Origin of the sequence: Flavobacterium sp. WG21, assembly GCF_000335775.1 — a bacterium.
Classification (GTDB): Bacteria; Bacteroidota; Bacteroidia; order Flavobacteriales; family Flavobacteriaceae; genus Flavobacterium; species Flavobacterium tructae.
In genome coordinates this window covers 183,009-204,793 of record NZ_AMYW01000001.1, presented here as the reverse complement: position 1 = coordinate 204,793, position 21,785 = coordinate 183,009, and the positions used below count along the sequence as shown (strand labels likewise).

Here is a 21,785-nt window from a genome sequence, read left to right as displayed (position 1 = left end):
AAAAGTGTAAAGGTTTGTAGAAAGTAAGGAGACTTGAACGACAGCGAAAAGATGGAATAGATCATACTAGAAACTCCGCACAGATTGCTGCCAATCTTTGTCGAGTTTCTTATGTGATCCTTCGTTCCTCAGGATGACAAACGGTACGTTTAACATCACTGTGCCTTGAACCTCTGCATCTTTGTGCCTCTGCATCTTTGTACCTCAGTACCTCAGAACCTTTCAAAAAATATTTGCTACCTTTAAATCCAAAACAAACCACTTATGAAAAAACCAATCTTACTTTTATTATTTGTTACCTTTTTTGCAAACGCACAGACTTCTGAAAAAGACAAAGTCAACCAAACTATCGATGCTTGGCACAAAGCAGCCGGCGAAGTAAAATTTGATGCTTATTTTGATTTAATGGCCGAAGATGCTATTTTCATCGGAACCGATGCCACCGAAAACTGGATCAAAAAAGATTTTAAAATTTGGGCCAAACCCTATTTTGACAAAGGAACGGCCTGGAATTTCACAGCTTTAGAACGTCATATCTTTTTTGACAAAACCGGAAAAATTGCTTGGTTTGACGAACTGTTAAATACGCAAATGAAAATTTGCCGCGGATCGGGGGTTTTGATCAAAATAGGGAAAGAATGGAAAATTCAACATTATGTGTTATCTATGACGGTTCCTAATGAGGAAGTAAATGCAGCGATCAAAATTAAAGCTCCTATCGAAGACGTTTTGATTGCAAAGCTTCAAAAAAAATAAACATTTTTGGGCTTTCTTTTTACAATCCTAACTTTTTATGCCCTTTACAGTACACTTTGCCAATTTTATTATAATACAATTGGCAATTTTGTCTCTTTTTTAGAAGTGCAAAATAAAATACCCTCAAAAAAACAGGGTGTATTTTACAAAATCTACTAAAATAAAAACAACACCTCTGTTTTTACACCCCTAAAAACCATAATATTCATTTTTTCATAACTTTAACCCTAAAAAAATAGGGACACATAAAGTATTTGAAAAATGAAAATAGAAAAACGCTGGATCATTTCCTTTATTATCATCAGTATTGTTTGCGTTACTGGTGCTTTTTGGCCAACTATCACCGAAAATAGTTACGTATTATCTGAATTTGGCACAACCGATCATATCGTTCCTGCCGATGTCGCCTGGATGTTAACGTCCTGCTGTCTGGTTTTAATCATGACTCCGGGACTGTCTTTTTTTTACGGCGGAATGGTTGGCAAGAAAAATGTAATTTCGACCATGTTGCAGAGCTTTATCTGTTTAGGGGTTGTCACGCTTTTATGGGTTGTAGTGGCCTTTAGTCTGGCTTTTGGCGATCCTGTAGGGCTAAATTTAGGAGGTCATTTTTATAGTTTCTTTGGTGATCCAACCACTTTTGCTTTTATGGATTATGTGGGAGTTCTGCCTCATAAACAATTGGCCAGTACGATTCCGTTTATGCTTTTTGCATTGTTTCAAATGAAATTTGCGATTATTGCTCCGGCCATTATCACTGGTTCTTTTGCAGAGCGCGTTCGTTTTATATCGTATTTACTTTTTATCAGTCTTTTTACCATTTTTATTTACGCGCCATTGTGCCATTCTGTTTGGTATCCAACAGGTATTTTAGGCAGTTATTTTGGTGTAAAAGATTTTGCTGGAGGAACGGTTGTACACATGAGTTCAGGATTTGCGGCTTTGGCGGGAGTACTGGTTTTAGGAAAAAGAAAAAACAATCAGCACATTCCAACCAATATTCCGTTTGTATTATTAGGAACCGGAATGCTATGGTTTGGATGGTTTGGCTTCAATGCCGGTTCGGCTCTTGCAGCCAACGGAACCGCCGCAATGGCTTTTGCAACTACGACAACCTCATCGGCTGCAGCCATGTTAACCTGGGTTTTCTTTGACCGAATGAACGGTCGAAAAGTTTCGGCTCTTGGCGCTTGTATTGGAGCTGTAGTAGGCTTGGTTGCCATTACTCCGGCTGCTGGTTATGTTTCAGTTCCTGAAAGTATGTTTTTTGGATTTATAACCGCTTTGGTTTCTAATTCGGTTGTAAACTGTCGCTTATCAAAAAAATTCGATGATACCCTTGATGTTTTTGCCTGTCACGGTGTAGGTGGAATTATGGGAATGATTCTAACTGCTATTTTTGCTCATGGTGAAGATGCGAGTTTGTTACACGGAGGCTGGAATGTATTTGCACATCACATGATGGCGTTGGTATTGGTTTCTATTTTTACTTTTTTCGGAGCGTACTTCTTGTTTAAGGTAACCAATTTCATTATTCCGTTGCGTGTTTCTGAGGAGAACGAACATATCGGATTGGATCTCTCTCAACATGATGAGACGCTTGATCCAAAATTAAAACCTATTGCAGAACCGCAGTACATTTAAGAAATCTTTTTTTTTCGCCACGAATTACACTTAATCTACACTAATTTTTTTCCGACCAAACCGCTTAAATTAATTCGTGAATTCGTGGCAAAAAAAAATATCCTTGATGAAAATTCGTGAAGGAAAACTTTTAAAGCTAATTGTACTATTTACATTCGTTTATATTCCTTAATTTTGCTGAAAATTTTTGTAAAAGTGGGAAGTAAAAATAAACTAAAAAGATTCAGAGAAAACGAAACATTTCAAAACGTTTTTCAACCAACCAGAGAAGAAGTTGTAGGCGATTTAATGCCTTTGAAAGGTAAATGGAATTCTGATTTCTTTAAAAATGATAATCCATTAGTTTTAGAATTGGGATGTGGAAAAGGAGAATATTCTGTTGGATTAGCAGAAAGATATCCAAACAAAAATTTTATCGGAATTGATATTAAAGGAGCCCGTTTCTGGAGAGGTGCCAAAACCGCTGTTGAAAACGGATTACACAACGTTGCATTTGTTCGAACTCAAATCGAACTAATCAATCATATTTTTGCCGACAATGAAGTGGACGAAATCTGGATTACTTTTCCGGATCCGCAAATCAAATACAAGAGAACCAAACACCGTATGACCAATTCGGAATTCTTGAAATTATACAAAAGAATCCTTAAAAAAGACGGTGTCGTAAACTTAAAAACCGACAGTGAATTCATGCACGGTTACACGTTGGGATTACTTCACGGTGAAGGTCACGAGGTTTTATACGCCAATCATAATGTATATAAAAATGAAGGAAGCCCTGAAGAAGTTACCGCATTCCAGACTTTTTATGAAAAACAATATTTAGAGATTAACAAGGCAATTACGTATATTCGTTTTAAAATTAAAGACTAATTTAATTTTAAAAACTTTTTCATAACCCATCAATCAACTGAATGGCATTACTTACCCCATTACTTTCAGGTTTTCTTGCCGCTTTCATTGGGATTATTCCACCAGGTTTAATCAACATGACGGCAGCCAAAGTAAATTTGAAAGAGGGGAAAAAAAATGCTTTATGGTTTGTTGCGGGAGCTGTCTTAGTGATCTTTTTTCAGGTTTCTTTAGCCGTTTTTTTTGCACGCGTCATCGACAATCGGCCAGATGTAGTGACATTGTTACGCGAAGTAGGATTTGTTATTTTCTCTGTTTTAACCGTTTATTTTTTGTTTATAGCCAAAGAACCGAAAGCCAAAAAAATCGAAAATAAAAAAAACCAGTAAAAAAAAGTCGTTTCTTTCTGGGAATGCTGCTTTCCGGACTTAACTTCTTCCCTATTCCGTATTATGTGGTTGTAAGTGTTACTTTGGCCTCTTACCACCTTTTTGCATTTGAAAACAACATTATTTTTACTTTTGTATTCGGATCTGTTTTAGGCTCATTTGCCGCTTTATACAGCTACATTGGTTTCTTTGGAAGAATCGAGAAGAAAACAGACTATCTGATGAAAAACATGAATACCATTATTGGAAGCATCACAGGATTAATTGCCGTACTCACGCTTTTTAATATTTTGACTTACTATTTCAGCTAATAAAATGTAAGTTCAGATTATTATTTATTTGTAAAATTTTAGTTTCACGCAGATTTTGCGGATTAAGCAGATTCTTTCCTTCATAAATTAAAAAAAATGGGCTTCATTTTAATGCATAAAATCTGCGTGAAAATTTCGTTAGTAAAATCATTTCTCACCCTTTAACCTGTGCTACAAATTATGGCTGAAGATAATTTTTTTGAAAGAGTTTATGCAATCGCCCGACAAATTCCGTACGGAAAAGTAACTTCTTATGGCGCAATTGCCAAAGCTTTAGGAACAGCCCGCTCTGCCCGAATGGTAGGCTGGGCCATGAATGCCTGTCACAACATGGATGATGTTCCCGCCCACCGTGTGGTAAACAGAAAAGGACTTCTCACCGGAAAACATCATTTTGACGGAACCAATTTAATGCAACAGTTACTCGAAAGCGAAGGCATTAATGTCGTAGACAATCAAATTATAGATTTTGAAAAACATTTCTGGCAGCCGAAAATAGAACCTTAAAACCGCTCCTTATAACTAAATCAGGCAAATTACAAAGCTGGTTTTATCCTCATCGGTTTGGTAACTCAAATACCCTCCGTGCGCTTCAATGATATTTTTAGAAAGCGTTAGTCCAATTCCGGCACCATCTTTTCTGGTGGTGAAAAACGGCAGAAAAACTTTATCTCTGATCTCGGTATCAATTCCTTTTCCATTATCCGAAATGGTAATAAAAAAGCGATTGTTTTCAGTATACGATGACAAGAACATCTTCTTTTCGCGCTTTTCTTTCAAAGCATAAATACTATTGGTAATCAGATTGATAATTACCTGTTCTATCTGACTTTTATCAATTAAAATCGATCTTGAACTATTAATTTCGTTTACCAGTTCTATATTTTCCGTCTTTAAAATTGGACTCATTACCCGAAGACAGTCTTCAAAAAGAACTTTTATAGGAGTCATTTTTTTAGTCGGAGTCGGCAGCATGGCCAGTTTTCGATAATTTTCTACAAAAACCTGCAAATGATCGCTTCGATTGATAATGGTCGAAATACTACTTTTAATATCCTCAAAATCATCCTCTTCTAATTCGTCCTGATCAACTATTTGCAGTAAATTTTGCGAAAGTGCACGGATTGGCGTTAGCGAATTCATTAACTCGTGCGAGATAATTTTCATCAGATTGATCCAGGCTTCCTTTTCTTTTTTCTCGATAACACGCTGAATACTGTCCAGCAGAATAATAAAATATTCTTTGTCATACATTTTCGTATGCGAAGTCTGAAGCACAAAAGTCTGTAAGTCCTGATCTTCGATCTTGATCGAAATAGCCGTTTTCAATTCTGTAAAATTGGTCTTTTCGATTTCCTCACAAAGAGACGGCAAATAGTTTTTAAGATACTTCCACTGGCTTACTTTTGGCACTTTGAATAAGTTTGAGAAGCAATCGTTCATTAAAAAAAGATTCCAGTCCTCACCTTCTTTCTCGAGAATTAAAGTAGCGGTGTCGATATTATTTAAAATGGACTGATAGATGCGCTCTTTTGACGTCTGTTCCTGTCGTTGAACCTTTAATTTATCATAAAGTAAAAACAAGTTCCTGAAATTCTCCTTTTTGCTTTCTTCCGGAAAATTATTCGAAAAATCATCCTGCAGAATCGATAAAAGCATTTTATCGTAAAACAAAATTTGCCCTTTAACAAAAAAATACATTTCAGACAACAATATAAAAACGACAAAACCAACCAGAATCGCATTGTAATACAGTTCTTTGTAAATCAAAAAGACACAAAAGAAAAAGGGAATCATCACCAACAGAATCCTTGCAAACAAAGCGTTATAAAATTTCCAGTTCTTCATTGTTTTATTTTTTATTCCGACAGATTCAAAAGTTTAATATTCAACAAGAATCTTTCAAAGCCGTTCGGAACTATTTTTAAGTTTAGATGTTTCTCAGATCGTATTTTTCAATTCTTCTGTACAAAGCGGCTCTTGAAAGCCCAAGTTCTTCGGCTGTTTTGCTGATATTTCCATTATTCTTAAACAATGTTTTCTCGATGGCACTTTTTTCCATTTCAGACAATGGATTTTCGTCGTTTTCCTGAAGTTCTTCGAAATCCAAAATATCCAGATTGGTTACCGAAATAGTATGATTATCGGCCAAAATTAAGGCACGCTCAATCTTATTCTCTAATTCCCGAATATTTCCTTTCCAGGGATATTTTTCTAAATAGGGTCCAACATTGTCGTCAAAACACCAATTTTCCTGATTGTATTTTTCAGCAATTTTATCCAAAATAAAATTAGCCATCGGGATAATATCGTCTTTTCGCTCACGCAAAGAAGGTAAATGAATCTCCATGGTGTTGATTCGGTACAGTAAATCTTCCCTAAACGTTTTATTTTTTACTTCTGCTTTTATATCGGCATTGGTAGCCGCAATGATCCTTACATTCAACGGTCTTGCTTTGCTTTCGCCCAAACGGGTTACGGTTTTGGTTTGTAAAACATGTAACAGTTTGGATTGCAGATGTAACGGAATATTCCCTATTTCATCCAGAAAAATCGTACCGCCTGATGCCGCTTCAAATCTTCCCGCGGTATCTGTTTTAGCATCTGTAAAAGCCCCCTTGGCATATCCAAAAAGTTCACTTTCAAACAAGTTATCACTCAGTGACCCCAGATCGACATGCACAAAAGGCTGCTCTTTTCGTTCTGAATTCAAATGGATGAACTCGGCAAAAACATACTTTCCTGTTCCATTTTCACCTAAGATTAAAACGTTAGCAGCTGTTTTGGCGACTCTCTCAGCAATACCGTAAGCCTGCTTAATTTTAAGAGAAGTTCCTGTAAAATAACTTTTGGTTGATTTTTCTACTACTTCTTTTTTACTATTCTTTCGGCTCTCTACTACAGCCTTATCAATAATTTCCAGTAGTTTTTCATTGTTCCAGGGTTTCAAAACATAATCAAAAGCCCCAATTTTAATTCCTTCAACCGCAGTGTCAATTTTACCAAAAGCAGTCATTAAAATCACAACAGTCTTTGGCGAAAGTGTTTTAATTTCCTTGAGCCAATGGATTCCTTCGCGCCCATCTTCAAAACCAATTCGATAGTTCATGTCCAACAAAACCACATTTATTTCATTTTCGTTTAAAATAGAGATGATTTTTTTAGGGCTGTTGGTCGTAAAAATGGTTTCAAAATGTTTTTTGAGAATCATTTTTGCCGAAAAAAGAATTTCTTCCTGATCGTCGACGATTAAAATATGGGCTTGTTTCTTTCGCATGCTGTCTTTTTTTGTCCGATTCTGAACGGTCAACTGTTCATTTCCGAACACTTCTTTTTTAGGTGGTTTTTAAAGCTTCTTTAAAATCAATACTTTACAGATTATACTTTTTATGGCACAGTATTTACCTATTGGTAATCAGTAAATTATTAAAGAAATGGACAAGATAATTCCTCGTAAAAATAGAAAATTTAGATATCTCACAATAGCAATTGGAGTTTTTTTAGTTTTGGCAACAATTGTGTTTTTCTCGTTTAATACCAAAAGAAGTTTAAATGTAAAAGCCGATGAACTTAGCGTTCAAAAAGTAGAAAAAGCTTTCTTTGAAGATTTTGTTGTTTTTCAGGCCAAAGTAGAACCTCTTAACGTAATGCTTGTAAATGTTACTGAAGGCGGTTCTGTAAAAGAGATTTTTGTTGAAAATGGCGCAATGGTTACCAAAGGTCAGCCTTTAGCACGTTTGTTCAATCCGAACACAGAACTGAATTACCTGACTCAGGAAACGGCGATTATCGAGCAAATCAATAATTTAAACACCGGAAAACTGAACATCAGAAATCAGGAGCTGAATTTAACCAAGGATCTGGTTTTAATAGAACACGATTACAATGACGCCAAAAGGTTGTACGACATGAACGCGAAATTGTTTGAAAAAGATGTGATTTCGAGAAATGACTGGAATAATTTTAAAGAAAGTCTGCGTTTTCAGGACGAGCGTAAAAGAACGATCCAACAAAGTATTCAAAAAGAAAAACAAACCAATCAGGTTCAAATTTCTCAAATCAACCGTTCGATTCAGACTATGGAAAAAAGTCTGGATATTTTAAGAAACAATAAAAAGAACTTCTTAATTACAGCACCGGAATCGGGGAGATTAACTTCTTTTCAACCTGTTTTGGGAAAAACGTTTCAGGCAGGTGAAAGTATCGGAAAAATAGATTCTAAGCAAGGCTACAAATTAGCAGCCGATGTAGATGAATTTTATTTGGAAAAAGTACGCGAAGGATTGAAAGGTCAGGTAGAATTTCAAGGAAAAAACCTGGAAGTTATAGTTACAAAAGTAATTCCGGAGGTAAAAAGCGGACACTTTAGAGTGGAGTTGGCTTTTATATCCAAAGAAAATATCACTTTACAAGACGGACTCAGTTTTGGTGTAAAACTGATTCTGTCCGAAAAAAACAAAACACTTGTGGTTTCAAAAGGAAGTTTCAATCAGGAGTCTGCAGGAAAATGGATTTTTGTAGTAAAAGGAAATAAAGCAGAAAGAAGAAATATAAAACTAGGCAGAGAAAACCCATCCTATTATGAAGTTCTCGAAGGCTTAAAAGAAGGTGAATCAGTTATCACTTCATCGTACACCGATTATAAAGACATTGAAGAATTATCGATTAGTTCTCAGTAGTAGTTTTCAGTCGCGGTTTTCAGTCACAGTACACAGTCACAGTACACAGTCACAGTATACAGTCGCAGTTTACATTTTACAATTCACAAAGTTTCAATCATCAATCATCAATCAAAAAATAGAATTAACAACCACTAAAATTTCAAAACTTATGATAACCATTCAAAACCTAACCAAAGTTTTCAGAACAGAAGAAGTAGAAACAGCAGCTTTAAGCGGGATTTCTTTAGAGATTAAAAAAGGTGATTTTTTAACCATTATGGGACCTTCAGGCTGCGGAAAATCAACTTTACTTAATATCATAGGTCTTCTGGACAGCGCTTCAGGCGGGAGTTACAAGTTATTAGATCAGGAAATGATTGGTTTAAAAGAGAAAGGAAGAGCAAATGTCCGAAAAGAAAACATTGGCTTTATTTTCCAAAATTTTAACCTGATCGACGAACTTTCGGTTTACGACAATATCGAATTGCCTTTGATCTACAACAATGTAAAAGCAACTGAGAGAAAACAAAAAATCGAAGCTATTGCCGAGAAACTGAATATCTCTCACCGCCTTAAACATTTCCCACAGCAACTTTCAGGGGGACAACAGCAAAGAGTTGCCGTTGCAAGAGCTTTGGTAAACGATCCTAAAATTATTCTGGCCGATGAGCCAACCGGAAATTTAGATAGTAAAAACGGTAATGAGGTAATGGAACTCTTAACCGATTTACACGCTAAAGGAGCTACCATTTTAATGGTTACCCACTCTGATTATGATGCTTCGTTTTCGCAAAGAACGATCCATATGAAAGATGGTGTGGTATTCTCTGAAAAATTCAATCAACGAAATGTTGATGTTTTTATGGACGCTAAATAAAAGTAAAATGATCAAATTCATCGTAAGCGCAATCATAATCCTGATGGGGTTTGTTTGCAAAATACTATCCGGCCTATAATGCCTTGCAGATTATAAAACCTGCAAAACTATTTCAAAACCAACCGTAACAACTATAAAAAATAAAACATGATTTTTAACTGGTTTAAGATATTTATATATCATTTGAAACAAAACAAACTGTTTTCGTTTTTAAATGTCCTGGGATTAAGCATTGGAATCTCTGGAGTAATTTTCGCCATTTTATACTGGAATAACGAAAATGCCTATGATCAATGGAATCCTGAAAAAGATAACGTTTATCAGGTTTTGAATAAAATTGGAGCAACAGGAGATACCTGGGCCTCCAGCAGTATTCCTTTCGGAAGAACTTGTAAAGCAACAATTCCCGAAATAGAATCGATCTGTTTTTTTAATTCCTGGTACAGCAATGATATGATTAAATATCAGGGGCAAAAATTCTTTCACAAAAAGATTGCAGTTTCCGACAATGGTTTTTTTGATATGTTTCCGCTGCCTATCGTAAAAGGAGCCAAAACCAATATCCTGAAAGAAAAAAACAGTGTGGCATTGTCAGAAGAAACTGCAAAATTACTTTTTAAGAACGAAGACCCAATTGGCAAATCAATTACCTATAATTACAAAGATTACACGGTAAAATCGGTTTATAAAATTATAGCTCCTTCAGCTTTTGAACCCAATTACGTTTTTAGCGGAGTTGCCCGTGATGGCGACGAGCAAAGTTGGGGTAACTTTAATTATGGCTTAATGATTAAAGTTAAAAAAGGAACTGATATTGCAACTGTTTTAAAGAAAATACAAAATGTAGATTACGTTAACCGAACTTTGAAAGATGCCAAAGCCAACGGACAGACTCCGGAACAATATGTAAAAGAAAATGGACAGACAACTGTAATATTAGATAAATTAAGCGATACCCGTTTGCACGGTACAAAATCGTCACAGGGAGCAAATCTTCCAGAAGGAAAAGGAAATCTGCAATTGCTTTACATTATGGTCGGTCTCTCTATTTTGATTCTGGCGCTTTCTTTGGTCAACTATATCAATTTAGCGACCGCTTCAGCAATAAAACGCGCTAAAGAAGTGGGCGTTCGTAAAATTGTGGGAGCCACTAAAAAGCAGATCGTCCTTCAGTTTATTTTCGAAACCGCGATAATAGTAGTTTTAGCCATTATTTTTGCTTTAGCAATTGTAGAACTTTCTCTGCCGTACTACAATACTTTTTTGAAAAAATCTCTGACTATGAATGGCAGTGAATTTTACCTGCAGCTCCTTTTTATATTTGGATTAGTGATCGTTCTTGCAGGTGTTTTTCCTGCCGTTTACATCTCAAATTTTGAAACGCTTAAGGTTTTAAAAGGAAACTTCTCCAGAAGTAAAAGCGGCATATGGATTCGAAATTCGATGCTTATTTTCCAGTTTGGTATTGCTGCTTTTTTTATTATTGGTGCTTTAATCGTGAATTCACAGGTAAGCTATATGATGAACAAAGATCTTGGTTTTAGTGGAGATCAGGTTATCAAAATTCCTTTTAATTATCAGGAATATGACAAGAAATTCCTTAAATATCAAACCACAAAACAAGAACTTTTAAAAATGCCTGGAGTTACAGATGTATCCACCTTTGCCGGTACTTTTGGAAACAGCACCAACTCCAGTTCAGGATTTACACACAATAGTATTTTTGTACAATCCCGAAATGTCGAAATGGATTTTGGCTTTCTGGATATGATGAAAATCAAAATTGTTCAGGGACGCGATTTATCTCCGAAATTTGCTTCGGATACCATTGACAATTGGCTGGTCAACGAAACTCTTGTTAAAACCTTAGGAATTAAAAATCCTATTAATACGGTTATAACATCGGGTTGGGGAAATGAAAAAGGAAACATGAAATTTAAAATTGTTGGTGTGGTAAAGGATTTTCACATCACGGGATTACAGGACAAAATACCACCAATGGTTTTTATCAATCTTAAAACTTTAAAGTGGAATAATTATGATAATATTTATGTGAAAGTTTCTCCAAACAACTTAACCGAAACCTTATCAAAACTAGAAAAATTCTGGGCAAAAAACATCAATCAGGATTATCCATTTGAATATGAATTTGTCAATAAAGGCTTTGCCCGAACCTATCAGGAACAGGTAAAACAGAAGAATTTGTTTTTCATTCTAAACCTTGTGGTCATCATCATCGCTATTTTTGGATTGTTTGCTTTGGCCTCTTTTTCAATGGAGCGAAGACTAAAAGAAATTGCCATTAGAAAAACATTGGGCGCTGAAACTGACGCTTTATTAAAAGAATTATCCAAGCAATATGTTGGTTTTTGTTTACTTGGATTTGTGATTGGTATTATTCCGGCATACCTTTTGCTACAAAAATGGCTGGAAAACTTTGCCTTCCGAATTGGAGTCTCGGTAATTCCATTCAGTATCGCTCTGGCTTCCCTATTGGCTTTAACGCTTGTCATCGTTTTAGCAAAAGCTTATCAGGTAACTAAGATTGATATCTTAAAATACCTAAAATACGAATAATACCGATTGTATATTCAATATAGTCCAATTGCATTGTACTATTTTCATATTACATCGGCATTATATCAGAAAACATTGAACTAAAATGTAAGTAAATTTGATATAAACTTGTAGACCATTTTTTTTAAAAACCCGCCAAATCATATTGATCTGGCGGGTTTCTTTTTTTATTTCGAAACAACTGAATCGGAATATAATAACTTATCCAGCTGTTTATCTCTGTCGTAAACATCGGGATAAAAACCAATTTCTCCGTCATCCGTTACCCAGGCCGTAAAATATCCAATATAAATTGGAATTTTGGTTTTCAGCATACAAGTGGTTTCTTTTTCACCGCTCATCGCTTTATCGATTTTATCTACCGGCCAGTCGGGATTGTCTTTCAAAATAGCCAAAGCCAATGGTTTTGCTTCTTTAACATTAATACAGCCATGACTGAAAATACGTTTTTCGAAATCAAACAAACTTTTTGCAGGAGTGTCGTGCAGGTAAATGTCATTTGGATTTGGGAACATGAATTTAACTAATCCTAAAGAGTTTTTAGGTCCCGGTTTTTGTCTTACATTCCCTCCGTTCCATTCCATATTATGATCTGCCAGATAATTTTTATCCTCTGCCATTTTCAGTTTCAGCTCATTTTTGATGATGCTCTGCGGAACATACCAATACGGACTAAATACAATTCGATCCATATTACCACTAAAAATTACGGTCTCGGTCATTCGGGTTCCCACAAAAACATCGGAAACGAGTTCATATTTACCATTTTTCACATAAATCAGCCTGAAGGACGGAATATTAACCATTATGTACTCGCTAGCCTTTGCTAATGAGGTAGGTATCCATCGGCAACGCTCCATATTCAGCATGATCGTTTTGATACGATTACCAATAGGTTCATTCATCTGATTGATATGATCACGGGTTAAGGTATAATTCAGTTTAAGTCCGTACCTTTTTTTATACTTTAAAACTCCGGCCATCATCTCCTCGTCATAGACATCTCTTTTAGAATCTTGCGCCAGATCTCCCACCACAAACAATCGCTGTCTGATTTGCTTGATGGCAACACCGCTATCAAAAGGCTTCAGGTCTTTATAATTTATACTGTCAATATCAATTTTTGTCCATTGATTGTTTTTCTCAATGTTTCTGTATCTTTTCAATACTGATTTAAGTTTGTAGTACTGTCCAAACAAAAGATCCTCGTCTTTATTCAGTCGACCGGGGTCAACCATAAGAGAATCTAATATTTTAGAGTAAGAAATCGTTTTTGCAGGAAGAAACCATCCAATTTTTTTTAGTGTCGCCGGATCAACTCCTGAATAAACGTTGCTTGCATAAAAAACATACATATTAGACAACAACAGTTCTGTATCAATTTGCGGAAGATCATTCGTTACGTTCTCATTAAAAACATCATCTACCAGATTCATATAAGGCATCATAGCTTTAATTCCCTGCTCATTTAGCAAGCGTACCTTATGATACAACAGTGCTCCAAATTCACTCACACTTTTATCATCGTACCAGATCATTTTGTATTCCTTTTTCTTATACAGGTCTAAAACGTCATTTTGGTATTTTTTCAGATTGGGATATTTTTTATAAAACTGACTGATTGCTGCCGCATCAACAGCGGTTTTAAAAAGGTACCTATTCGATGCAGAAACATTATCAAACTCTTTGAATTTGTGGTTTACATCGCTCTCTTTAGCGGAAGATCCGAAAGAAAACAGCAAAAAACTAACGGCAATAATTACAGAAGAAGTAAAATTTCGCATATTTTTCAGATTTAAATTTTAAGATTAAATTCTATTCAGAAAATACCGGAAACCTATAATTGTCCCCCAAAGACAAGTTCTCGTATATTTTTCAGAATATTTGGAAATCGCAAATTTAGGGTACTCAAATATAGCTAAGATTATTGATATTTTAACGATCTTATTCTTAAATTTTATCTATTTACCTGTTATGTTTTCCCCGTTTTTTTATTTCTAAATAAAACACAATCTCTCGTTTTTCAGATTCCGGAATCAAAAACTAGGTGTAAGAATCATTTTGAGCAATCTCAATATCAATAAATACAATTTAAAAAGGGTTTGAATCCGAACATAATCTGTTATCTTTGCAGTCTGAAATCAGTTTAAATTAACACAATACTTTAAATCGATTTCGATCAATCGAAAATAGTCCATTAAAATGAAATTAGACAGAAAAGAAATTCTTAAAGCTCTAGAAACAATTACTATAGCGGGAGAAGGAAAAAATATGGTTGAAAGCGGCGCTGTTGCCAATGTCATTACTTTTGGTGATGAAGTTGTGGTAGACCTGGTGTTACATACGCCAGCAATGCACATCAAAAAAAGAGCTGAAGATGATATCAAAAAAACAATCCATGAATTGGTATCTCCAGAAGCAAAAATTAAAGTAAATATTAAAGTAGAAACTCCGGAGAAAAACGAAATTAAAGGTCGTGCTATTCCCGGAATCAAAAATATTATTGCAGTTGCTTCTGGTAAGGGAGGAGTTGGAAAATCGACTGTTACCGCAAATCTTGCTGTAACACTTGCAAAAATGGGCTTTTCAGTTGGTGTTCTTGATGCTGATATCTACGGACCATCGATGCCAATTATGTTTGACGTTGAAAACGAAAAACCGGTTTCGATTACTGTTGACGGAAAATCAAAAATGAAACCTATCGAAAGCTATGAAATCAAAATACTTTCTATTGGTTTCTTTACAGCGCCAAGTCAGGCTGTAATCTGGAGAGGTCCAATGGCTGCAAAAGCACTGAATCAAATGATTTTTGATGCCGATTGGGGAGAATTAGATTTTATGTTAATCGATTTACCTCCGGGAACGGGAGATATTCATCTTTCGATCATGCAGTCGCTTCCAATTACGGGAGCTGTAGTAGTAAGTACTCCTCAGGCTGTGGCTTTAGCCGATGCTAAAAAAGGAGTAGCGATGTTCATGCAGGACAACATTAATGTACCTGTTTTGGGAATCATAGAAAACATGGCTTATTTTACACCCGAAGAATTACCTGACAACAAATATTATATCTTTGGACAAGAAGGAGCAAAAAATCTTGCCGAAGACTTAAACGTTCCTTTTTTAGGAGAAGTTCCAATTGTACAATCTATTCGTGAAGCTGGTGATTATGGTCGTCCGGCTGCTTTACAAACTGCTTCGGTAATCGAAACCGTTTTTGAAGGGATTACACGAAATGTTGTACAAGAAACTGTAAACAGAAACGATAGTTTACCTGCGACTGAAGCCATAAAAATTACAACTATGGCGGGATGTTCAGCGGTTAAAAAAAATTAATATAATGAGATAATGAGAAAATTAGATAATTAGATAATGCACAAAATTGTCTAATTATCTAATTGACCAATTTTCTAATTGATAAAATTATGACAACAGAAGAATTAACAAGCAACGTATTATTAGCTCTTGATGAAATCAGACCTTTTTTAAATTCTGATGGAGGAGACATTACGCTTATTTCTATAGAAGATGACAAACATGTTAAAGTTCGTCTTGAAGGAGCATGTATCAGCTGTAGTGTAAATCAAATGACGCTAAAAGCGGGAGTTGAGACCACTATAAAAAAATATGCCCCACAAATAGAAACGGTGGTTAATATAATGTAATAAAAACGCGATTTTTCTCAGCAATTCGATTTCGTTGATTTAACAAGAATATTAGCGCTTTATATCGTTTAATTTATAATTTCGCAAAAAAACAGTGCTAAATAAATGGGTTGTTGCATTTTTAGCAAAATATAATACAAATATTTAAGAGTTTTAGTTAAGGAATTGTCACTTATTTAATTAAATTTGTCACATAACCCTTAAATCTTAAATTTTATGAAGAAGTTTTACGCTCTGTTTTTATTATTATTTTGTGTTTCTGTAAATTATGCGCAACAAACCACTCAAACGTTAGTTGTTGACAAAGCCTGGCTAAATGATTCTGAAGAATGGTCGGATTTTAAATACACAGGTCAGATTGTATTTTCGACTAATGCCAACGAAGAAGAAGGAAGCCTAAGAATTGGAAACTATGATTTTCTGTTCGACATTTGTGGAGGAAAAGCAAAGTTTGCCAACAAAGCAACTTATAGTGTTGCACAATTCTCTCACCCGAGAAAAGTATCTGTTACCACAGATAAACAGGGAGTAATGAATTCAACTTATGAAGGAACTTTGGTTTTTCAATCTGATAAAGATTATTATTCTGTAATTGCTATAGTAACGATATTAGAGAAAAACGGAAATACTCTTGGAGTAAAAATGCACCTTAAAGAAGGCAGCAAAAAAGAATACGCATTTAGTATCAAAAACAGTTAATATAATTTAAGGATTTTTTCACGTTATAAAATCCGAACCAGTAAAATTCCACTAATTAAAATGGATGTATTAATAAAGATTAAAGATCGAGAAGGAGTTATACACGAATTACAGGCTCCGACTGATATGGCAATGAACATAATGGAGTTATGCAAAGCATACGAACTTCCTGTTGAAGGAACTTGCGGAGGAATGGCGATGTGTGCCTCTTGTCAGTGTTACGTTCTAAATGATGTTGCATTACCGGAAATGGGAGATGAAGAAGAAGCTATGCTTTCGGAAGCGTTTTATGTTAAATCTAATAGCCGTTTAGGTTGTCAGATCCCTATTACTGAAGAATTAGAAGGCCTGGAATTAGAACTGGCCCCGGAATATTAAATACAAAAAAGCGAGAAGTAAAATTCTCGCTTTTTTTATGGCTGTTACTTTAATAAATCCGACAGGTTTTAAAAACCTGTCAGGTTTGCTTATACAATTATTCTGTAATTTCTCCAGGATTAAATGGCTCAAAATTTCTTTCAGAAAATGCTTCTGTCAGGATTCCCGACGAACACAGCCAGGTTATCGTTTCTTCAAGTGTAGTTCCTGCCTTATAGATCATTTCACTATGTCTTGGCAATACAAAGTATTCGTTTTTTAAAAGAACAATCTCATCGCCGTCGTACGTATCCCCTATTCTTACTGAGCTCAAAACTTCTTCTTTCGTAAGCACATCCTTTCCTTCATCCCAGAACCAATATTCCGTTATGCGATTTCTCCATTCGTCGAGCGTCAGCATTATGGTTTCGGGAAGATAAATCCGTACGTAAGTTCCCCCAAGGATTCCACTCCCAAATTCTGAAACATACGCTTTGTAATCTTCGTCGAAATTAATATTTAAGGTTTTCTCACAAGCCAGAATATCTTCTTCATCCGCTACAAACAAATCTGTTTTATGGGTATTGTAATTGGCTATTATTTTATAATTATCGAAATTCATATCATTGATTTTTACAACAGCTAATTTATGATTTTTAAATTTATACATCAAAAAAACCGCAACTGCATTGCTGCAATTACGGTTTTCTCTTTATAACAATTTTATTTAATCTCTGTTTATACCAAACCTGCCGCGATTAAATACTCAGCGATTTGAATCGTGTTGGTTGCAGCTCCTTTTCTAAGGTTATCAGCAACAATCCATAGGTTTAAAGTATTTGGCTGACTTTCGTCACGACGAATTCTACCTACAAAAACATCATTTTTACCTTCTGCAAACAATGGCATTGGGTAAGTAAAAGTATCTAAGTTATCCTGAACTACTACTCCATCTGTATGGTGTAAAATTTCACGTACTTCATTTACATCAAAATCATTCGTAAACTCAACGTTCACAGCCTCACTGTGTCCGCCAACAACCGGTACACGAACTGCAGTAGCGGTTACTCTGATTGTATTATCGCCCAGAATTTTTTGAGTTTCACGAACTAATTTCATTTCTTCTTTAGTGTATCCGTTTTCCTCAAAACTGTCGCAATGTGGAATGGCATTTCTGTGAATTGGATACTTATAAGCCAATTCGCCCTGAACTCCGGCATATTCATTTTCTAACTGTCTTACCGCTTTCACACCCGTTCCGGTGATCGATTGATACGTAGAAACGATAATTCTCTTAATATTGTATTTTCTGTGCAATGGAGCCAAAGTCAACACCATTTGGATAGTGGAACAGTTTGGGTTTGCGATAATTTTATCTTCTTTGGTTAAAGTCGAAGCGTTGATTTCAGGAACCACTAATTTCTTAGTCGGGTCCATTCTCCATGCTGATGAATTGTCAATAACAGTTGTACCTGCTGCAGCAAATTTTGGAGCCCATTCCAGTGAAGTTTCACCTCCTGCCGAAAAAACAGCAATATCAGCCTTCATATCCACTGCTGTCTGCAGTCCTACCACTTTGTATTTTGTTCCTTTATATTCAATTTCTTTTCCTACTGATTTCTCAGAAGCTACCGGAATTAACTCTGTAACAGGAAAATTTCTTTCTGCTAAAACTTTAAGCATTACTTCGCCAACCATACCAGTGGCACCTACAACTGCTATTCTCATTTTTATATGTTTAGTATGAATTAATTTATTTTGTTATGCAAAAGTATACATAATAAAAGTCAAAACAACGTCCTTCACAAAAAATAACAAAATGTTACAAAACAAACAAGAAGCAAAAAAAACCGCCCCAATTAAGGAACGGTTTAGTTAGACTTAGTGTAGCGGAATTATTTTTTAAGCAAATCTCTAATTTGCGTAAGTAGCTCTTCTTGAGTTGGTCCGGCAGGTGCTGCCTCGACTACTGTTTCTTTTTTCTTCGCTTTATCTGCAGCTCTTAGTACCACAAATACAAAAAATGATATAATTACAAAGTTAATGATTGCCTGAACCAAATTTCCATAGGTAATTACTGCGGCTCCGGCAGCTTTAGCAGCGGCTAAATTTGGATAACTATTACCATCAAGTGTAACAAATTTTTGAGTAAAATCAATTCCTCCCGTAAGTAAACCAACAACTGGCATAATAATATCGTCTACAGCAGAACCCACTATTTTTCCAAATGCGCCACCAATAACAACTGCTGTTGCTAAACTCAACACATCACCTTTCAGCAAAGAAGCTTTAAAATCTGCAAAAAATCCCATAATCGATTATTTTAGTTTATACTTAATTGATTTTCGAAAATACGTAATTTTATTGACAATTTGTTAAAATTATCTAAAAAACACTCTTTTCACCCGCTGTGATATGCTGGTCATAATTTCATACGGTATTGTTTTTAAAGCAGTTGCCATTTCAATAACCGTTGGACTTTCTCCAAAAACAATTACTGAGTCACCTTCTTTACAATCGATATCGGTGACATCAACCATGAGCATGTCCATACAAACACTTCCTAAAATGAACGCTTTTTGATCCTTAATCACCACATACCCTACTTTATTTCCCCACAAACGCGAAATTCCATCTGCATATCCAATAGGTATGGTGGCAACTCTGGTTTGTTTATCTGCCATAAAACGGCGTCCGTAACCAACGCTATCTCCCGCCGGAATTGTTCGTACCTGAGAGATAATTGATTTCAGAGTACCTACATTTTCCAGATATTTTTGCTCAGCAGGATCGTTCGAAACTCCATATAAACCAATTCCTAAACGTACCATATTGTATTGCGCGTCGGGAAAATTACTTATTCCGGAAGTATTCAGTATATGACGAATCGGATTAATATCCAGAGCCGTAATCAATTTTAAGGACAAATCTTCAAACAGACGAATCTGGGATCTCACAAAATCAAAATGCTTCACTTCATCACTTGTTGCCAAATGAGACAGCACACTTTTTACTTTTACGGTCGAATTTCCTCTGAGAGTTTCAATCAGTTCCTCCAGTGTATTTTCTTCAAAGCCCAAACGATGCATTCCCGTATCCAGCTTTATGTGAATTGGAAAATCTTTGAGGTTCTTTTCTCTTGCAATTTTCAAAAATGCTTTTAGTCCTTTGATACTATAAATTTCGGGTTCTAAATGATACTGTATAATCGAAGGAAAGCTGGTCGATTCCGGATTCAGCACCATAATTGGTAGTTTTATTCCACCATTTTTAAGAGAGATTCCTTCATCAGCAAAAGCCACCCCCAAATAATCTACTTTGTGATGTTCGAGCAGTTTTGCGATTTCAAGTCCACCATTTCCATAACCAAATGCTTTCACCATCACCATTAGCTTAACATTAGCCGCTAATTTCGATTTATAGTAATTCAGATTGTGGCTAATCGAATTCAGATTGATCTCCAGAATCGTTTCATGCGTTTTTTCTTCGAGTAATGACACAATTTCTTCAAACTGAAACGATCTCGCTCCTTTAATTAAAATGGCTTCATTTTCGAAATTCAGACTCTCCATTTGTGCTATAAATTCAGCTGTATTTGGAAAAGTAATACAGTTTGAGAATTTAGCGGCAAAGGAAGAAATCGTTTCTCCTATCCCGATGACACGGTTTATTTTATTATCGGAAATTAACTGCGCTACTTTGGTATACAATTCTTCATTTGAAAATCCGCTTTGAAAAATATCCGACAGAATAACTGTTTTTGATGCATTCTTTTTCTGTTGGCTTTCTAAAAAATCCAACGCTATCTTGAGTGACTGAAAGTCTGAACTGTAACTATCGTCAATAATACTGCAATTGTTGATTCCGTTTTTTACCTCCAAACGCATTTGCACGGGGTATAAATTTTGAAATCGATTCTGAATGGTTTCGGCATCGTACTTCATGTAAAGCAAAACCAAGAGACAGGAAATCGCATTTTCTATGGAAGCAGAATCACTGAATGGAATTTCAAAATCAAAAAATTCATTTTTATAACGGGCCTGAATACTGGTCGTTTCATCCTCATTAATGCGTTTCACGACAAAAACATCTGCCGATTCATCGGTAAAACTCCACGAGAAAAGTACTCTTTCCGGTAAAAAATAGTCCTGATTTAACTTGGCAAGACATTCGTTTACAAGCTTGTTGTTCTGATAAATAATAACGGTCGCATTTTTAAAAAGCAGTAACTTTTCGTCTATTTTTTCTTCCAGATTTTTAAATCCTTCATCATGTGCCGAACCAATGCTGGTTAAAACTCCAATATTAGGTTTGATGATTCTTTCGAGTTTCATCATCTCATTAACTGTAGATATTCCGGCTTCGAAAATTCCCAGATTATGTTTTTCATTAATGGCAATTACAGATAACGGAACGCCAACCTGAGAGTTGTAACTTTTAGGGCTTCGGATAATATTATAGTCCGGACTCAACAAGAAATTAAGCCATTCCTTTACTATCGTTTTACCATTACTTCCTGTCAATCCGATAATAGGGAAATGAAACAAATCTCTGTAATAACCTGCAAATTCCTGTAAAGCCTGTAGTGTATTTTTGACCACCAAAAAACTGGCTTTTCCTTTTACATCTTCAGGAATATGCTGTACTACAAAATTCTGAACTCCTTTTTCTATCAATTCTGCAATATACAAATGAGCATCATTATTAATCCCCGAAAGGGCAATAAACAAAGTTTTGGAACCGTTTTGTAGAGAACGGCTGTCGATCGAAATATGGTCAACAAAAACATCGGAATCTGAACCTGTCCATTCGGCATTGAGAACCGGGATAAGGCTTTTTACATTTATGCTCATTAAGATTTTCTTTTTGTCAAATTTAAAAAAAGGTTTACCATGAATTTCACAAATTTTCACTAATTCTTTGCGGCACTTTTTGCCACAGATTACTAAAAAGTTTGTCGCGAATTGCACGAATTTTAACTCTTGCTAATTCATACGATT

General features: G+C 35.5%; 20 protein-coding genes. 13 read left to right on the top strand and 7 right to left on the bottom strand.

Features of this window, described 5'->3' with window-relative positions:
- The first annotated feature begins 264 nt into the window (after positions 1–264).
- The 6 genes from C245_RS0100890 to C245_RS0100870 all read left to right on the top strand — a co-directional run bounded on the left by C245_RS0100890 (position 265) and on the right by C245_RS0100870 (position 4,459).
- The gene (locus tag C245_RS0100890; RefSeq protein WP_017494702.1) at positions 265–756 is read left to right on the top strand and encodes a nuclear transport factor 2 family protein; all 492 of its coding nucleotides are present in this window, start codon (positions 265–267) and stop codon (positions 754–756) included.
- 261 nt (positions 757–1,017) lie between these two features.
- Entirely contained in the window at positions 1,018–2,400 is a 1,383-nt protein-coding gene (locus C245_RS0100885; protein ID WP_017494701.1) for an ammonium transporter, read from the top strand.
- A gap of 195 nt (positions 2,401–2,595) precedes the next feature.
- A complete protein-coding gene (trmB, locus tag C245_RS0100880) occupies positions 2,596–3,273 on the top strand; it encodes a tRNA (guanosine(46)-N7)-methyltransferase TrmB (protein WP_026109789.1) in 678 nt (225 codons plus the stop codon).
- A gap of 41 nt (positions 3,274–3,314) precedes the next feature.
- Positions 3,315–3,641 (top strand): hypothetical protein, encoded by a 327-nt coding sequence (locus C245_RS24445; protein ID WP_232424313.1) that lies wholly within the window; start codon positions 3,315–3,317, stop codon positions 3,639–3,641.
- A gap of 23 nt (positions 3,642–3,664) precedes the next feature.
- A complete protein-coding gene (locus C245_RS24440; RefSeq protein WP_232424312.1) occupies positions 3,665–3,952 on the top strand; it encodes a hypothetical protein in 288 nt (95 codons plus the stop codon).
- A gap of 180 nt (positions 3,953–4,132) precedes the next feature.
- Positions 4,133–4,459: an MGMT family protein gene (locus C245_RS0100870; RefSeq protein ID WP_017494699.1), complete on the top strand. Its 327-nt coding sequence runs from the start codon at positions 4,133–4,135 to the stop codon at positions 4,457–4,459.
- A 15-nt stretch (positions 4,460–4,474) separates the two neighbouring features.
- Here C245_RS0100870 and C245_RS0100865 read toward each other — a convergent pair whose 3' ends face one another.
- Together C245_RS0100865 and C245_RS0100860 are read right to left on the bottom strand one after the other, a co-directional pair.
- A complete protein-coding gene (locus C245_RS0100865; protein WP_017494698.1) occupies positions 4,475–5,800 on the bottom strand; it encodes a PAS domain-containing sensor histidine kinase in 1,326 nt (441 codons plus the stop codon).
- Between the two features lie 82 nt (positions 5,801–5,882).
- Positions 5,883–7,229 (bottom strand): sigma-54 dependent transcriptional regulator, encoded by a 1,347-nt coding sequence (locus C245_RS0100860; protein ID WP_026109788.1) that lies wholly within the window; start codon positions 7,227–7,229, stop codon positions 5,883–5,885.
- A 157-nt stretch (positions 7,230–7,386) separates the two neighbouring features.
- Between C245_RS0100860 and C245_RS0100855 the strand changes: the two genes are divergently transcribed.
- From C245_RS0100855 to C245_RS0100845, 3 genes are all read left to right on the top strand, one after another.
- Positions 7,387–8,631: an efflux RND transporter periplasmic adaptor subunit gene (locus C245_RS0100855; protein ID WP_017494696.1), complete on the top strand. Its 1,245-nt coding sequence runs from the start codon at positions 7,387–7,389 to the stop codon at positions 8,629–8,631.
- Between the two features lie 151 nt (positions 8,632–8,782).
- Positions 8,783–9,490: an ABC transporter ATP-binding protein gene (locus tag C245_RS0100850; protein ID WP_017494695.1), complete on the top strand. Its 708-nt coding sequence runs from the start codon at positions 8,783–8,785 to the stop codon at positions 9,488–9,490.
- A gap of 147 nt (positions 9,491–9,637) precedes the next feature.
- Positions 9,638–12,067, top strand: coding sequence for an ABC transporter permease (locus C245_RS0100845; protein ID WP_026109787.1), 2,430 nt, complete (start codon positions 9,638–9,640; stop codon positions 12,065–12,067).
- Positions 12,068–12,234: 167 nt separating this feature from the next.
- Here C245_RS0100845 and C245_RS0100840 read toward each other — a convergent pair whose 3' ends face one another.
- Complete coding sequence (locus tag C245_RS0100840) at positions 12,235–13,851, bottom strand: murein L,D-transpeptidase (protein ID WP_017494693.1); 1,617 nt, start codon at positions 13,849–13,851, stop codon at positions 12,235–12,237.
- Between the two features lie 418 nt (positions 13,852–14,269).
- Here C245_RS0100840 and C245_RS0100835 point away from each other — a divergent pair, with 418 nt between their 5' ends.
- The 4 genes from C245_RS0100835 (at position 14,270) to C245_RS0100820 (ending at position 16,806) form a co-directional block, all read left to right on the top strand.
- Complete coding sequence (locus C245_RS0100835) at positions 14,270–15,400, top strand: Mrp/NBP35 family ATP-binding protein (RefSeq protein ID WP_017494692.1); 1,131 nt, start codon at positions 14,270–14,272, stop codon at positions 15,398–15,400.
- A gap of 89 nt (positions 15,401–15,489) precedes the next feature.
- The gene (locus C245_RS0100830) at positions 15,490–15,729 is read left to right on the top strand and encodes a NifU family protein (RefSeq protein WP_017494691.1); all 240 of its coding nucleotides are present in this window, start codon (positions 15,490–15,492) and stop codon (positions 15,727–15,729) included.
- A 216-nt stretch (positions 15,730–15,945) separates the two neighbouring features.
- On the top strand, positions 15,946–16,428 hold the full coding sequence (locus C245_RS0100825; RefSeq protein ID WP_017494690.1) for a hypothetical protein: 483 nt from the start codon (positions 15,946–15,948) through the stop codon (positions 16,426–16,428).
- Between the two features lie 60 nt (positions 16,429–16,488).
- Positions 16,489–16,806, top strand: a complete 318-nt coding sequence (locus C245_RS0100820; protein WP_012023404.1) for a 2Fe-2S iron-sulfur cluster-binding protein — start codon at positions 16,489–16,491, stop codon at positions 16,804–16,806.
- Positions 16,807–16,903: 97 nt separating this feature from the next.
- On the opposite strand, the gene C245_RS0100815 is transcribed toward C245_RS0100820, so the two are convergent.
- From C245_RS0100815 to C245_RS0100800, 4 genes are all read right to left on the bottom strand, one after another.
- Complete coding sequence (locus C245_RS0100815; protein ID WP_026109785.1) at positions 16,904–17,407, bottom strand: SMI1/KNR4 family protein; 504 nt, start codon at positions 17,405–17,407, stop codon at positions 16,904–16,906.
- Positions 17,408–17,523: 116 nt separating this feature from the next.
- Positions 17,524–18,513: an aspartate-semialdehyde dehydrogenase gene (locus C245_RS0100810; RefSeq protein ID WP_017494688.1), complete on the bottom strand. Its 990-nt coding sequence runs from the start codon at positions 18,511–18,513 to the stop codon at positions 17,524–17,526.
- 167 nt (positions 18,514–18,680) lie between these two features.
- Positions 18,681–19,097, bottom strand: a complete 417-nt coding sequence (gene mscL, locus C245_RS0100805) for a large conductance mechanosensitive channel protein MscL (protein WP_017494687.1) — start codon at positions 19,095–19,097, stop codon at positions 18,681–18,683.
- Between the two features lie 69 nt (positions 19,098–19,166).
- On the bottom strand, positions 19,167–21,638 hold the full coding sequence (locus tag C245_RS0100800) for a bifunctional UDP-N-acetylmuramoyl-tripeptide:D-alanyl-D-alanine ligase/alanine racemase (protein WP_026109784.1): 2,472 nt from the start codon (positions 21,636–21,638) through the stop codon (positions 19,167–19,169).
- Positions 21,639–21,785: the final 147 nt, after the last annotated feature.